We start from the raw sequence: 13727 nt of genomic DNA, 5'->3' as shown, positions 1-13727 counted from the left end.
GGTGAACCGCCATGACCCGTACCCCGGCGGCGGCGCGACCGCATCTGTTCCGCGATCGCCGCGAGGCCGGAACCGTTCTGGGACAACAGCTTTCGCACCATCGCGGGGACGACGTGCTGGTGCTCGGGCTGGCGCGCGGCGGGGTCCCGGTCGCCTGGCAGGTCGCCGCGGCCCTGGCCGCGCCGCTGGACGTGTTCGTGGTGCGCAAACTGGGCGCGCCCGCGAACCCGGAGGTCGCCGTCGGCGCGCTGGCCCCGGGTCAGCGCATCGTGATCGACGACGACATCGTGCGCGCGTTCGACGTGCGTCCGGACGAACTGGACCGGATCATCGCCCGCGAGAGCCGGGAGCTGGCCCGCCGCGAATCCGTCTACCGCGGCGACCGCCCGCCGCCGCGGGTGCGCGGGCGCACGGTGATCCTCGTCGACGACGGGCTGGCCACCGGCGCCAGCATGCGCGCGGCGATCGCGGCCCTGCGCGATCTCGGTCCGGCCCGGATCGTGGCGGCGGTCCCGGCGGCGCCGGAGTCGACGTGCGCGGAGATGTCGCGGCTCGTCGACGAGATGGTCTGCGCGACCACGCCCACCCCCTTCCGCGCGGTCGGCGACTCGTACTGGAATTTCACCCAGACCACCGACGCCGAGGTCGCCCAGTGGCTGGGCGCCCCCACCACCGGGCACGTCCCCGAGCCCGATCCGCCGCTGACCGCGCTGCGCCGCCGAGCCCGGCCCGCCCCAACGGGATTCCCGCCCCCGAGGCGATCGACGACCTCGTCGGCGACGCGCGCGTGGTGCTCATCGGCGAGAGCACGCACGGCACCCACGAGTTCTACGCCGCCCGCGCGGCCATCACGCAATACCTGCTGGCCGAACACGATTTCTGCGCCGTGGCCGTCGAGGCCGACTGTCCCGACGCCTATCGCGCCGACTGCTTCGCGCGGGGCCGGGGACGCGACGCCCACGCCGGGGACGCCCTCGGCGATTTCACCCGTTTCCCGACCTGGATGTGGCGCAATACGGTGGTCCGCGACTTCCTGACCTGGCTGCGCCGCCACAACGCCGACCGCCCCGGCGACGCGGCGGGATTCTACGGACTGGACCTGTTCGGCCTGCGCCGCTCGGCCACCGCGGTGATCGACTACCTGGATCGGGTGGATCCCGACGCCGCCGCCCGCGCCCGCGACCGCTACGGCTGCTTCGATCGCTTCCCCGACCACGAGCGGTCCTACGGCTACGCCGCGGCCTTCGGGGCGGGCGAGACCTGCGAACGCGAGGTGATCGAACAGCTGAAGGAGTTGCGCGACAACGCCTTTCGGCGACTCGGTGTCGACGGCCCGGCCCCCGACGCCGAGGAGGCCCGGTTCTACGCCGAGCGCAACGCCTCGGCCGTGCGCGCCGCCGAGGAGTACTACCGCGCGATGTTCGGCGGCCGCACCCTGTCGTGGAATCTGCGCGACACCCACATGGCCGAGACGCTGTGCGCCCTCGACGAGCACCTCACCCGCCGCCGCGGCCGTCCCGCGCAAATCGTGGTGTGGGCGCACAACTCTCACGTCGGCGACGGCGCCGCCACCGAACTCGCCGACGACGGTCAGCTCACCCTCGGCCAGCTGGCGCGCCGCGCGTACGGTCCGGCCGCGCGGCTGATCGGCCTGTGCACCCGGGGCGGCACGGTGCTCGCGGCCGACGAATGGGACGGTCCCGCACGGCGATTCGACGTCGTCCCCGCGCTGCCCGACAGCGTGGAGGATCTGCTCACCGAGCTCGAGGCGGGCCCGATCCTGCTGCGCTCCGATATCGGCGACGCGACGGCGGCCGCCGCGTGGGACGCGCCGCGGCTGGCGCGCGCCATCGGCGTGGTGTACCGCCCCGACACCGAACGACACAGCCATTACTTCTACGTCCGGCCCGCCCGGCAATTCGACGCTATGATCCATATTCCACAGACCCGGGCACTGCGGCCCTTGGATCCACTGTGACGCGCTTGCTCCCCATTTCGATAAGGAGTACATGTCGGAGGTGACCGTCGACCGAGCCCAGACCTCGTCGCGGCGGCGCAGCTGGGAACAGTTGCCCGCGGCCGCCCGAACCGCGGTGGCGGCGATGACCGGGCCGGTCCTGCGTGCCGAATCCGTGATCGCCGGATTCAGCAGCCATCTCGCCGCCGTCGTCGACACCGCCGACGGCCGCACCTTCGTCAAGGGGATGCGCGCCGAGGATCCCGAGGTGTGGACCCAGCATCGCGAGGCCGCGCTCGGCCCCTACGTCACCCCGATCGGTCCGCGGGTGCGCTGGCACATCAACACCGCGGGCTGGGATCTGCTCGGATTTGACTGTGTCGCAGGGCATTTCGCCGACTACCGGGTCAACGCCGACCTGCTGGCCACCGCCGCCGCCATGACCGCGCTGGGCGGGCTGCGCAGCCCGGCGAATCTGGAGCTGAAGGACGCCGAGAAGCGTTGGGGCATCTACCTTTCCGATCCCCTCGACCGCGATCTGCTGGCGGGCGACGCGCTGCTGCACACCGACTGGAACTACAGCAACGTCCTCATCACCGAGGGCGGCACCGCGCGCCTGGTGGACTGGCCGTGGTCCACCCGCGGCGCGGGCTGGATCGACCCGTGCTGCTGGATCGTCTGGCTGATCTTCGCCGGGCACACCCCCGCCGCGGCCGAGGGCTGGGCGGCCCGAGTCCCGGCCTGGCACACCGCCACCGAACGCCAACTCGCCGTCTTCGCCACCGCCCTCGCCGAGGAGTGGTCCGCCACCGCCGACCGCAACCCCAACGTCTGGACCCGCAGCCTGCGCGACGCGGCCCGAGAGTGGCAGGCCCACCGCCTCGACCACTGACGCTCAGGTCGGGGTGCGCGCCGCCGTCGCGGCCCGGAAGTCGCAGGCCCACCGCCTCAGCCGCTGACGCTCAGCTCCGGGTGCGCGCCGTCGCCAACACGTCGTCGAGGCGGGCCGCGGTGATCTGGCGGGCGGCGTTGGCCACCGCGGTGATCATGGCGGTGCCGAAACTTCCCTGCCGGTCGAACAAAGTCGCGCTGCCCACCGCGATGCCGTCCGCGGCGAGATGGTTGTCGGCCTCGACGCCGATCCACTCGCCGATCGGCAGGCGGGCCAGGCCGAGGGTGAGATCGGTGTTGATGTAGCCGACGCCCGCGTCGCTCCAATTGGTCACCATGCTGGTCTGTTCCGCGGCCATGGCCGCGCGCGTGAACGCCGTGAGCGGCGTCCCGGCCAGCACCGGCAGCGGCGACTGCCAGCTGCGCTTGCGGCTGCCGTTCTCGTGCTCGGTGAAAATCCGCGACCAGCGGCCGGATTCGTCGCTGTGCCACCACGGGGCGTGCTCGACCACCTCCGGCGGCGCGAGGTCGACCGGGGGCGGGGCGGGGTGCTCGCCCCGCTTCCAGATCGCCCCGGGCGGATCCTGCGACGGCCGCAGGAACACCACCGACGCGCGCGCCACCGGTCCGTCGTCCTGGCTCACCAGCGCGTCGGCGAGCCGGATCCGCTTACCGTCGCGCACCCGCGTGGTGGTGAGCGACACGGGCCGCATCCGCGCGGGTTTGAACAGATCCACGGTCAGCCGCGCGGGCACGAAACCGTCCCCGCCGTGCTCGGCCTCGAGGGCACCGGCCAGCAAACCGCACAACGCCGGTCCGACGATCTGGTCCGACGACCACTGGCTCGCCGCCACCGGCCGCGGCGCGTACCCGTCCCCGACGGCGTCGAAATAGCCGTTTCCCTCGCCCACTTCTCACATCCTGCCTGGTAGTGCGACCGATCTTGGTTCTTCCGGCACATATAGCACGAAGCGTTTCGATAGGAGAAGCACGGGCATGACGTGCACATGAAAGTTGCCATGATCTCCGAACACGCCAGCCCGCTGGCCGCGTTGGGCGGCGTCGACGCGGGCGGCCAGAATGTGCACGTGGCAGCGCTTTCCGCGGCATTGGCCGAGCGCGGTCACGAGATCACGGTCTACACCCGCCGCGACGATCCGGACGCGCCCGAACAGGTCACCACGGCCGACGGGTACCGAGTCGTCCACGTACCCGCCGGTCCCGCGCGGCACCTGCCCAAGGACGAGCTGTTGCCGCATATGGGCGAATTCGGGGCATTCCTGCGCGACCGCTGGTCGGCCGCCCGGCCCGATGTCGCGCACGCCCATTTCTGGATGTCCGGACTGGCCGCCGAATTGGCGGCCCGCGACGTGGAAGTGCCTGTGGTACAGACCTTTCACGCCCTGGGCACGGTGAAGCGACGGCATCAGGGCGCCGCCGACACCAGCCCGCCCGCGCGGATCCGCCTCGAACGCATGATCGCCACCCGCGCCTCGCGGGTCGTGGCGACCTGCTCCGACGAGGTGTTCGAGCTGACCCGCATGGGCGTGCCGCGGCATCGGATCTCGGTGGTGCCGTGCGGCGTCGACACCGGCACCTTCACCCCGGACGGTCCCGCGGCCGCGCGCGGCCCGTGCCCGCACCGGCTTCTCTCGGTCGGAAGGATGGTGCCGCGCAAGGGATTCGAGATCGCGGTGCGCGCGCTGGCCGCGCTGCCCGATACCGAACTCGTCGTCGTGGGCGGCACCGACGCCGAACGCGACGAGGCCGACCGGTTGCGATCGATCGCCGCGGAAGTCGGTGTGGCGCAACGGGTCACGATGCTCGGCCAGGTGCCGCGGCACGCCATGCCGGGGCTGTTCCGCTCGGCGGACGTGGTGTTGTGCACGCCGTGGTATGAGCCGTTCGGCATGGTGCCGCTCGAGGCCATGGCGTGCGCGCGACCGGTGGTGGCGACGGCGGTGGGCGGGATGATCGACTCCGTCGCCGACGGCGTCACCGGCCGCTTGGTCGCCTCGCTGGAACCCGAGGCGATCGCGGAGGCGGTGCGTCCGCTGCTGCTCGACGACGCGCTGCGCACGGCGTGGGGCGCGGCCGGGGCGGCGCGGGCCCGCACCCGCTACGGCTGGGACCGCATCGCCAACCAGACGGCCGCGGTCTACCGGCAGGCCGTGCCCGCGCTGGCCGGGGAGATCGCCTCCGCGGCGCGCTGAGGCCGACGATGACCGCGGCGCTGCTGTTCGATCGCGACGACACCCTGATCGTCGACGTCCCTTATCTGTCGGATCCCGCTCTGGTGCAACCGGTTCCGGGCGCGGTGGAACTGCTCGACCGGTTGCGCGCGGACGGGATCCCGATCGGGGTGGTGAGCAATCAGTCCGGGGTGGCCCGGGGATTGCTCACCGTCGACCAGCTGGCCGCGGTCAACGCGCGGGTCGAGGAGCTGCTCGGCCCGTTCGACACCTGGCAGATCTGTGTGCACGCGCCCGCCGACGACTGCGCGTGCCGCAAGCCGCGACCGGGCCTGATCCTGGCCGCGGCCCGCGCGCTCGGCGTCGATCCCGCCCACTGTGTGGTGATCGGCGACATCGGCGCGGATGTGCGGGCCGCGCTCGCGGCGGGCGCCGACGCGGTGCTGGTCCCGACCGCCAGAACTCGCCTCGAGGAGATCGAACACGCGCGCGCCGCCGCCCGGGTGGCGCCCGACCTGGTCACCGCGGTGGCCCTCGCGCTGTAGGAAAGGGAGGTCGACGGTGAGCACGCAGCACGGCGACATACTCGACGAACGCTTCTCCGCACTCGAACACGCGCTGCGCCACAACAGATCCGCCACCGCGCGGCTGTGGCGCTGGGGCGAACACCTGGCCGGGGTCTACGCGCGCGGCGGCCGCCTGCTCGCCTGCGGCAACGGCGGCAGCGCCGCGGAGGCCCAGCATCTGACGGCCGAGCTGACCGGACGCTTCGAGGGCGAGCGAATCCCGTTGGCGGCCATACCGTTACACGCCGACACCTCGACGGTCACCGCGGTGGTCAACGACTACGGCATCGATGAGATGTTCGCCCGCCAGGTCCGCGCGCACGCGCGGCCCGGCGACGTGCTGGTGGTCCTGTCCACCAGCGGCTCGAGCGCCAATGTGGTCGCCGCCGCGAAGGCCGCGCAGGAGATCGGCGCGGTCACCTGGGCGCTCACCGGTCCCGCCCCCAATCCCCTCGCGGCGCTGTGCCACGACGCCATCGCCGTGGACGCCGAGCGGGTGGCGACCGTCCAGGAGATCCATCTGCTGCTCATCCATTCCCTCTGCGCGGCAATGGAATCGGCGATGAGGTCGCGGTGAGCGCCCCGCTGGTGGTGGTCGGCGACGTGCTGCTCGACATCGACGTGCACGGCCGCGCCGACCGCCGCAGCCCCGACGCCCCCGTGCCCGTCGTCGACGTCCGCGCGCAGGAGTTCCGGCCCGGCGGCGCGGGCCTGGCGGCGCTGCTGGCCGCCCGCGACGCCGACGACGTGGTGCTGGTCGGCGGATTCGGCGCCGACGCCGCGGCGGATCGGCTGCGCGGGCTGTTCGAGGGCCGGGTGTGGCTGGCGGAGCTGCCGCTGCGCGGAACCACGGTGTGCAAGGAGCGAATTCGCGCCACCGGACCGTGCGCGAGTTCCGGACCGCGCGGCGAGGACGGCGAGACGCCCACCCCGATCACCCGGCTCGACTACGGCGACGGCCGCGTCGGCGACGACCGCCTCACCCCCAAGGTGCGCTCGGCGCTCGAGGCGGCGGGCGCGATCCTGGTGGCCGACTACGGGCGCGGCGTGAGCGCGCACCCCGAACTGCGTTCGGTGCTCACCGAGCGCGCCGCCCGGATCCCGGTGGTGTGGGATCCGCATCCGCGCGGCGCACCGCCCGTACCGGGCGCGGCCCTGGTGACGCCGAATCGCGGCGAGGCCGTCGAATTCGGCGGCGGCAGTGACGATTTCGACGCGGTGGCCCGCGCGCTGTGCGAACGGTGGCAGGCTCGCGCGATCGCGGTGACGCTCGGCGACCGCGGTGCGCTGTTCCATCGGCGCGGCGGGGCCGAGACGGTCGCCGTCCCCATCCCCGACCGGTCGCGGCCCGGTTCCGGGGCCGACACCTGCGGTGCGGGCGACCGGTTCAGCGCCGCCGCCACCGCCGCGCTGCGCGCCGGGCACGGCCCGGCCTACGCGGTGCGCGTCGCGGTCGAGACCGCGGCCGAATTCGTCTGCGCCGGAGCCGCTTCCAGCGTGCGCATCGGATCCGAACTCCCCCTCGACGACCACGTGAGAAAGGCAGGGCTGGTATGACTGACAGCACGACGCTGGGCAATATCGTCATCACCGGAGGCGCCTCGGGCCTCGGCGCGGCCGTGGCGCAGGCCGTGCAGAAGGCGGGCGGCACACCGCTCATCATCGACCGGCAGGATCCGGGTGCCGAATTCCTTTGGGAGCACGCCGATCTCGCCGATCCCGAGGACGCCGAGCGCGCGGTGCGGACCCTGGTCGAACGCGCGGGCGGGGACCTGCACGGCGTGTTCACCGCCGCGGGCACCGACCGCTGCGGGGCGTTCACCGACGTGCCCGCCGCCGAGTGGGAACGCGTGGTGCGGGTCAATCTGTTCGGCACCGCCGCGGTCGTGCGCGCCGCGCTGCCCGGCCTGCGCCGCACCCGCGGCCGCGTGGTGACCGTCGCGTCCACGCTGGGCCTGCGCGCCCTGCCCGACGCGACCGCCTACTGCGCCTCGAAGTTCGGCGTGGTCGGCTTCACCCGCGCGCTCGCCGCCGAGACCGCCGGCGAGGTCGGGGTGACGTTGCTGATTCCCGGCGGCATGCACACCGCGTTCTTCGACGATCGCCCCGACCAGTACAAGCCGGGCCCCGACGCGCGCCTCAACCGCCCCGAGGACGTGGCGGCCACGGTGATCTTCGCGCTCACCCAGCCCGCGGGCTGCGAGATCCGCGAACTGGTGGTGTGCCCGTCCACGGAGACGTCGTGGCCGTGACGCTGGCGCTGCGCGCGCTGGGCCTGGGCGACTTCCTGACCGCCGTCCCCGCCCTGCGCGCGCTGCGCACCGCCCGCCCCGAACACCGTTTGGTCCTCGCGGCACCGGAATGGCTGCGGCCGATCATCGAATTGTCCGGCGCGGTGGACGAATTGCTGCCCACCCCCGGCCTCGGCGCGCTGCGCTGGCCCGGCCCGCGCCCCGCCCTCGCGGTCAACCTGCACGGGCGCGGCCCCGAGAGCATCGGCGACCTGCTCGCCCTGCGGCCCCGCCACCTGATCACCCACCGCCACGCCCGCTACCCGGGAGTGGACGGCCCCGAGTGGGCCTACGGCACCCACGAGGTCACCCGCTGGTGCCGACTACTCGAATTCGCGGGCATAACGTCTTCGCCTGGCGCCCTGGGCATTCCGGCCCCACCCGAAACCGAATACGACGGCCGTATCCTCGTCCACCCCGGCGCCAGCACCGCCGCCTGCCGCTGGCCCGCCGACCGCTTCGCCACCGTCGCCGCCGCCCTGCGCCGCGCCGGCCACCGCGTCCTGATCACCGGCAGCGCCGACGAGTACGACCTCGCCCGCGAGGTGGCCCACCACGCCGGCCTCCCCGAAACAGCCGTAACCGCAGGCCGATACACCCTACGCGAACTCGCCGCCGCAGTCGCCGGAGCAGCCCTGGTCATATCCGGCGACACCGGAATAGGCCATCTAGCAACGGCCCTCGGCACCCCCTCCGTCCTGGTCTTCGGCCCCAACCCCCCATCCTGGTGGGGCCCCCCACCCGACCGCCCGGAACACCGCGCCCTCTGGTCCGGCCAACTGGGCGACCCCTTCGCCGACACCCCCGACCCGGGCCTCCTCCTCATCTCCACCGACGAGGTCCTGGATGCCGCGAAAGACCAACTGGCCGTATTACTTCCGATCCCCCGCTGAGCGCCCCCACCAAGCCCTACCCACCCACCGATCGCAGGGTGCTCCGTTCCGCACTGCTCCTTGAATGCACTCGCACCCGCGGCCCCGCCCATGTCCCTCGCCGAGCGAAGCGAGGCGAGGGCGCGAAAAGCGGCTGCCCGGAGGAACCGGGCAGCCGCTGTTTCGGTATTAGGGCGGGGTCAGGCGTTGCCGCGCTGGTACGCCTGCTCCTGCTGCTTCTTGACCTCGGCCTTGGCGCGTTCCTTCTCGGCCTCGGCCTCCTTCTTGGCGGCCTCCTGCTGGGAGTCGGCGCGGTCCTGCTGGGTGCGGCCCTCGTCGCGCAGGTTCTCGTTGCCGAGGACGGTGCCGGCGGCCTCCTTGGCCTTACCCTTCACATCCTCGACGGCGCCTTCGAAACCCTCACGGATGCCGCCCTTTTCGTGCTCGGACAAGACATTCACCTCCACGAATGTCGGAATCACGGACACTCTGGTGCTACCCGCGAGTAGGGCACCGAAACATCCACGGCGTCAAGGGGTTCCACCGGCACGCCGCTGTTGCCACGGATGCAGCACCCACACCGTCAGGAACAGCGCCGCGAACACCACCCCGGCCGCCACGGCCGGACCGGTACCCGCGACCACCTGGAAGATGAGGACGGCCACGCCCGTCAGCGCGATGCCGAGCAGCGCGAGCCCGATCATGGCGTAGAGGTGCGCGGTCCACACCACCCGGCCGAGCAGATGCCTGCGGAACAGGATGCGGTGCGCCGACACCGGACCCACCAGGAACACCGTGGCCCCGATCGACGCCGCGACCGTGACCAGATACAGCCAGCGCATCCAGGTGGTCATCAGCCCGGGGAACCGGGCCTGGAACGGCAGGGTCAGCAGGAAGCCGGTGAGCAGCTGCACCCCGGTCTGCACCACGCGGGTCTCCTGGATCAGCGCGGTCCAATTGCGGTCCAGCCGTTCGGTATCCGTCTCGTGCCGGGTCTGCCAGTTCCAGAGCCGGTCGTCCGCGGGCGGTTCGTCGGACTGCTCGTTCACGGCGTCGGCGCCGCCTTGCCCTGGCCGCGGGAGCGTGCCCGGCGGTTGTATTTCTTGATGGCGTCGACCAACTGGTCCTTGGTCATCTGCCAGCGACCCGAGATCTCCAGGCGCTTGGCCACATCCAGCAGATGCCGCTTGGAGGCGTTGGCGTCCACGCCCTCGGCGGTCTCGCCCTTCGCGTTCGGCCCGCCCCGCGCGGCGCGCTCGTCGGAGGGACCGCGCTGTTCCTTGGCCTCCCAGTGGTCGCCGACCTTCTCGTAACTGTGTTTGAGCGCGGCGTAGGCGACCCGGTGTGCGCGCTGTTCGCTGCCGTACTCCTCGAGCGCCGAATCGTGGGTCTCGGCGAAGATCCGTTGCGCGTGCTCGTCGGATTTTCGCAAGGTGCTCGGCAGCTCCGATTGCTTCGGATCACCGCGTTTGTCGGTCTTGGGCATCGCGGCCACCTTCCTCTCGGATTTTTCTCGTACCGGGGGGTTACCCGAGGTCACACGCCTCAATCGGCCGCTGGTTTCCCGCCGCCGCGGCCGGGCAACCCCGACCCATGACTTCGATGTGGCTGAAGACGCCGCGGCCCCCGGCCCATCCCCCACTCACCCCGGGCCTGCGATTCGACGTCGTCGTGGTCGGTGGCGGCCTGACCGGGCTGGTCACCGCGCTGTTGCTGGCCGACCAGGGCCGCACGACGGCGGTGCTCGAGGCGCGGCGGCTCGGCGCGGTCACGACCGGCAACACCACCGGCAAGGTGAGCCTGTTGCAGGGCACCCGGGCGAGTTCCATCGCGCGGCGACATTCGGGCCGCACCCTGCGCGAGTACACCGACGCCAATCGCGCCGGGCAGCAATGGCTGATCGACTACTGCGCCACGCACGGCATCGAGGTCCAGCGCGAGGCCGCCTACACCTACGCGCAGACCGAGGCGGGACTGGAATCGGTGCGCGCGGAGCTGGCCGCGACCCGCAAGGCCGGGCTGGACACCGAATTCGTCACGGATCTGGATGTGCCCTTCCCCGTGCACGGCGCGATCCGGCTCGGCGATCAGGTGCAGCTCGACGCCATCGATGTGGTCGACGCGCTGGACACCGATCTCGAGGCGCGCGGGGTGACCGTGTTCGAGGGCACCCGCGTGCAGAGCATGCACAGCCGCGACGGCGCCGATCACGTGTTGCGCACCGAGCATGGGGACGTGGCGGCGGACACGGTCGTATTGGCAACGGGCACACCGATTCTCGATCGCGGCGGCTTCTTCGCCCGGGTGACCGCGCAGCGCTCCTACGCCGCGGCCTTCGAGGTCTCCCAGCCGATTCCGCGCGGCATGTATCTCAGCGCCGACAGCCCGGTGCGCTCGCTGCGTTACGTCCCCTCCGAGCGCGGGGAGCTGCTGCTGGTCGGCGGCAGCGGGCACGGCGTCGGCCGCACCGGCGACGCGCGGTCGCACGCCGACGACGTGGTGGCGTGGACCCGCCGCTGGTTCCCCGAGGCCGAACCCGTGTACCGCTGGTCGGCCCAGGACTACAAGCCCAGCGGCGAACTCCCCTACGCCGGACCCATCCTGCCCGGCCACGACCGCATCCTGGTGGCCACCGGCTACGCGAAATGGGGCCTGGCCAACGCGGTCGCCGCCGCGCACACCCTCGTGGGCCGCATCACCGGCGCCCCCGCGCCCTGGCAGTCGGTCTTCGACACCTGGAGCCCCCGCGAACTGGCCGCGCTGCCCACCGCGGTCCGCGACAACGGCGAAGTGGCCCTGCGCTTTTCGAAGGGCTGGCTGTCCGCTCTCGCCGCGCCCCTCACCCGCCGCGGCGAGACCCCCGCCCCGCCCGCCGAGGGCACGGGCCACCTCGAACACCACGGCGTCGCCCCCTGCGCGGTCAGCACCGTCGACGGCCACACCCACCGCCTCTCCGCCGTCTGCCCCCACCTCGGCGGCGTCGTCGAATGGAACAACGCCGAACGCTCCTGGGACTGCCCCCTCCACGGCTCCCGCTTCGCCCCCGACGGCACCGTCCTCGAAGGCCCCGCCACCACCGACCTCGCCCCCGCCCGCGGCGAGTGACACCGCCCGCGCGGCAACCCGGCCACCGCCCCGGCCGCCGCGGCAACCAGCGAACCCAGCCACCCCTCCCCAGCCCACACGGCGATTAGCCACGCCCGTGGTGGGGTAGGTCCCCAGCATGTCCACGCCGATCGAGCAGCTGTTGCGCACCCTCACTCGGGTGGTGAACGCGCTGCTCGAGGCGGAGGTGCCGTTCGCGGTGGCCGGGGGGTGCGCGGTGTACGCGCGTGGCGGGCCCGCGTCGGACCACGATGTGGACATCTTCGTCAAACCCGCGGACGTGGCGCGGGCGCGACAGGTGCTGGCCGAGGCGGGGCTGCGGCTGGTGGATCCGGCCGAGGACTGGCTCACCAAGGCCTACGACGGGGATACGTTGGTGGACTTGATCTTTCGGCCCAACTATCGTCCCGTCACCGACGACATGCTCGCGCGGGCGACGTGGATGCGGATCGGCCCGGCCGCGGCGCCGGTGGTCAGCGCGACCGATCTCATGGTCGACAAGATCATGGTGCTCGACCCGCACCGGCTCGACCTGACCGTGCTGTTGCAGATCGCGCGCGGGCTGCGCGAACAGGTGGACTGGGAGCGGGTGCGGGCCGAGACGGGACCGTCGCCGTACGCCCGCGCGTTCCTGTCCCTGCTCGACGACCTGGGCATCACCGACAAGGGAGGCATCGTCATGGACGATCCGAGCGGCGACGTACTGCCGCAATATCTCGTGGCCAATCTGCGCCGCGCCTTCGCCGAGGATCCGCGCACCGCCGAACTCGGCGTGCAGGTGACCATCCGCGGCGACGTGGTCGTGCTCGACGGCGAGGTCGCCTGCGAGCAGCGCCGCACCCACCTCGAGGACGTCGTCCACGAACACGCCCCGAACCTGCGCGTACACAACGACGTTCGCGTGTCCACCACGACCGCCCCCGCCGACCATGAACGCCTCGGCTGACCGCGCGAGCGGGCTGGGCCGCTCCGTCGACGCCTCGGCCGACCGCGCGAGCGAGCCGGGCCAAGCGGGCGGCTTGGTCCGCATCGCCGCCGTGGGCGATGTGCATCTGGGCGAGGATTCGGCGGGGATGCTGCGCCCCGCGCTCGACGAGCTGCCCGACTGTGCCGACGTGCTCCTGCTCGCCGGGGATCTGACCCGGCACGGGACCCTCGACGAGGCCCGCGTCGTGGCAACGGAATTCGCCGATCTGGCGGTGCCGGTGATCGCCGTGCTCGGCAACCACGATCACCACAGCGACGCCCAGGACGAGATCACCAAGCTGCTCATCGATCACGGCATCGTCGTGCTCGAGGGCGACGCGACCACCGTCCCGGTCGGCGGGCTCACCCTCGGCGTGGCGGGCACGAAGGGCTTCGGCGGCGGGTTCGCGGGCAAGTGCGCGAGCGTGTTCGGCGAGCGCATCATGCGCGAATTCGCCTCGCACACAGTCCATCTCGCGGACGCGCTGCGCGAATCGCTGGCCGGACTCGACACCGACGTCAAGGTGGCCCTCACCCACTACTCCCCCGTCAGCGACACCCTGCACGGCGAGCCCCGCGAGATCTACCCGTTCCTCGGGTCCTATCTGCTCGGCGAGGCCGTCGACTGCTGCGGCGCCGCCCTCGCCGTGCACGGCCACGCCCACGCGGGCAGTGAACGCGGCACCACGCCCGGCGGCATCCGCGTCCGCAATGTCGCCCAGCCGGTCATTCGCGCGGCCTTCGCGGTGTACGAACTGGAAGTGCCCGTGCGGGAGCCCTCCATCGTGCGTTGACGCGCCGCCCCGGCGCGGCGCACCACGCGGGCGACCTCGACGGAACCTGCCCTGTGCCCCGGCGCGAATCGCGCCGGGGCACAGGCGAATTCA

At 72.4% G+C, this 13727-nt stretch carries 14 protein-coding genes and 1 pseudogene; 11 read left to right on the top strand and 4 right to left on the bottom strand.

Features of this window, described 5'->3' with window-relative positions; genetic code table 11:
- Positions 1 to 11 precede the first annotated feature (11 nt).
- Together ACFYTQ_RS14880 and ACFYTQ_RS14875 are read left to right on the top strand one after the other, a co-directional pair.
- Positions 12 to 1978 (top strand): annotated as a pseudogene (locus ACFYTQ_RS14880) (erythromycin esterase family protein).
- Between the two features lie 31 nt (positions 1979 to 2009).
- Complete coding sequence (locus ACFYTQ_RS14875; RefSeq protein WP_387360791.1) at positions 2010 to 2849, top strand: hypothetical protein; 840 nt, start codon at positions 2010 to 2012, stop codon at positions 2847 to 2849.
- Between the two features lie 70 nt (positions 2850 to 2919).
- On the opposite strand, the gene ACFYTQ_RS14870 is transcribed toward ACFYTQ_RS14875, so the two are convergent.
- Positions 2920 to 3759 carry an acyl-CoA thioesterase domain-containing protein gene (locus ACFYTQ_RS14870; protein ID WP_387360789.1) on the bottom strand — a complete coding sequence of 280 codons (840 nt, stop codon included), beginning with the start codon at positions 3757 to 3759 and terminating at the stop codon, positions 2920 to 2922.
- 96 nt (positions 3760 to 3855) lie between these two features.
- Here ACFYTQ_RS14870 and ACFYTQ_RS14865 point away from each other — a divergent pair, with 96 nt between their 5' ends.
- From ACFYTQ_RS14865 to ACFYTQ_RS14840, 6 genes are read left to right on the top strand one after another with little or no spacing between them, the layout of a single operon-like run.
- Positions 3856 to 5061, top strand: a complete 1206-nt coding sequence (locus tag ACFYTQ_RS14865) for a glycosyltransferase (RefSeq protein ID WP_387360787.1) — start codon at positions 3856 to 3858, stop codon at positions 5059 to 5061.
- 8 nt (positions 5062 to 5069) lie between these two features.
- On the top strand, positions 5070 to 5585 hold the full coding sequence (locus ACFYTQ_RS14860) for a D-glycero-alpha-D-manno-heptose-1,7-bisphosphate 7-phosphatase (RefSeq protein ID WP_387360785.1): 516 nt from the start codon (positions 5070 to 5072) through the stop codon (positions 5583 to 5585).
- 37 nt (positions 5586 to 5622) lie between these two features.
- Positions 5623 to 6183: an SIS domain-containing protein gene (locus tag ACFYTQ_RS14855; protein WP_387361306.1), complete on the top strand. Its 561-nt coding sequence runs from the start codon at positions 5623 to 5625 to the stop codon at positions 6181 to 6183.
- The gene (locus ACFYTQ_RS14850; protein WP_387360783.1) at positions 6180 to 7163 is read left to right on the top strand and encodes a PfkB family carbohydrate kinase; all 984 of its coding nucleotides are present in this window, start codon (positions 6180 to 6182) and stop codon (positions 7161 to 7163) included. The genes ACFYTQ_RS14855 and ACFYTQ_RS14850 overlap by 4 nt, the downstream gene beginning before the upstream one ends.
- Entirely contained in the window at positions 7160 to 7858 is a 699-nt protein-coding gene (locus ACFYTQ_RS14845) for an SDR family oxidoreductase (protein WP_387360781.1), read from the top strand. The genes ACFYTQ_RS14850 and ACFYTQ_RS14845 overlap by 4 nt, the downstream gene beginning before the upstream one ends.
- Complete coding sequence (locus ACFYTQ_RS14840) at positions 7849 to 8790, top strand: glycosyltransferase family 9 protein (RefSeq protein ID WP_387360779.1); 942 nt, start codon at positions 7849 to 7851, stop codon at positions 8788 to 8790. Before ACFYTQ_RS14845 ends, ACFYTQ_RS14840 begins: the two co-directional genes overlap by 10 nt.
- A gap of 179 nt (positions 8791 to 8969) precedes the next feature.
- Here ACFYTQ_RS14840 and ACFYTQ_RS14835 read toward each other — a convergent pair whose 3' ends face one another.
- The 3 genes from ACFYTQ_RS14835 to ACFYTQ_RS14825 form a co-directional block, all read right to left on the bottom strand.
- Positions 8970 to 9221, bottom strand: coding sequence for a CsbD family protein (locus ACFYTQ_RS14835; protein ID WP_387360777.1), 252 nt, complete (start codon positions 9219 to 9221; stop codon positions 8970 to 8972).
- 78 nt (positions 9222 to 9299) lie between these two features.
- Entirely contained in the window at positions 9300 to 9818 is a 519-nt protein-coding gene (locus ACFYTQ_RS14830; RefSeq protein WP_387360775.1) for a DUF6328 family protein, read from the bottom strand.
- Positions 9815 to 10255 carry a ChaB family protein gene (locus ACFYTQ_RS14825; protein ID WP_387360773.1) on the bottom strand — a complete coding sequence of 147 codons (441 nt, stop codon included), beginning with the start codon at positions 10253 to 10255 and terminating at the stop codon, positions 9815 to 9817. Before ACFYTQ_RS14825 ends, ACFYTQ_RS14830 begins: the two co-directional genes overlap by 4 nt.
- Before the next feature lie 107 nt (positions 10256 to 10362).
- On the opposite strand from ACFYTQ_RS14825, the gene ACFYTQ_RS14820 reads away from it, so the two are divergent.
- The 3 genes from ACFYTQ_RS14820 (at position 10363) to ACFYTQ_RS14810 (ending at position 13634) form a co-directional block, all read left to right on the top strand.
- On the top strand, positions 10363 to 11874 hold the full coding sequence (locus tag ACFYTQ_RS14820) for an FAD-dependent oxidoreductase (RefSeq protein WP_387360771.1): 1512 nt from the start codon (positions 10363 to 10365) through the stop codon (positions 11872 to 11874).
- Between the two features lie 118 nt (positions 11875 to 11992).
- Positions 11993 to 12820, top strand: a complete 828-nt coding sequence (locus ACFYTQ_RS14815; RefSeq protein WP_387360769.1) for a nucleotidyltransferase family protein — start codon at positions 11993 to 11995, stop codon at positions 12818 to 12820.
- Positions 12821 to 12893: 73 nt separating this feature from the next.
- Complete coding sequence (locus ACFYTQ_RS14810; RefSeq protein WP_387361304.1) at positions 12894 to 13634, top strand: metallophosphoesterase; 741 nt, start codon at positions 12894 to 12896, stop codon at positions 13632 to 13634.
- The last annotated feature ends 93 nt before the right edge of the window (positions 13635 to 13727 follow it).

It is taken from the genome of Nocardia sp. NPDC004068 (assembly GCF_042874315.1).
GTDB lineage: Bacteria > Actinomycetota > Actinomycetes > Mycobacteriales > Mycobacteriaceae > Nocardia.
This window is presented reverse-complemented; position numbering and strand designations above follow the sequence as displayed.

What these genes read in the sequence shown, in the direction of transcription:
- ACFYTQ_RS14860 (WP_387360785.1), top strand. Translation starts at nt 5,070, where the DNA reads ATGACCGCGGCGCTGCTGTTCGATCGCGACGACACCCTGATCGTCGAC.
- ACFYTQ_RS14875 (WP_387360791.1), top strand. Translation starts at nt 2,010, where the DNA reads ATGTCGGAGGTGACCGTCGACCGAGCCCAGACCTCGTCGCGGCGGCGC.
- ACFYTQ_RS14820 (WP_387360771.1), top strand. Translation starts at nt 10,363, where the DNA reads ATGACTTCGATGTGGCTGAAGACGCCGCGGCCCCCGGCCCATCCCCCA.
- ACFYTQ_RS14825 (WP_387360773.1), bottom strand. Translation starts at nt 10,255, where the DNA reads ATGCCCAAGACCGACAAACGCGGTGATCCGAAGCAATCGGAGCTGCCG.
- ACFYTQ_RS14815 (WP_387360769.1), top strand. Translation starts at nt 11,993, where the DNA reads ATGTCCACGCCGATCGAGCAGCTGTTGCGCACCCTCACTCGGGTGGTG.
- ACFYTQ_RS14865 (WP_387360787.1), top strand. Translation starts at nt 3,856, where the DNA reads ATGAAAGTTGCCATGATCTCCGAACACGCCAGCCCGCTGGCCGCGTTG.
- ACFYTQ_RS14845 (WP_387360781.1), top strand. Translation starts at nt 7,160, where the DNA reads ATGACTGACAGCACGACGCTGGGCAATATCGTCATCACCGGAGGCGCC.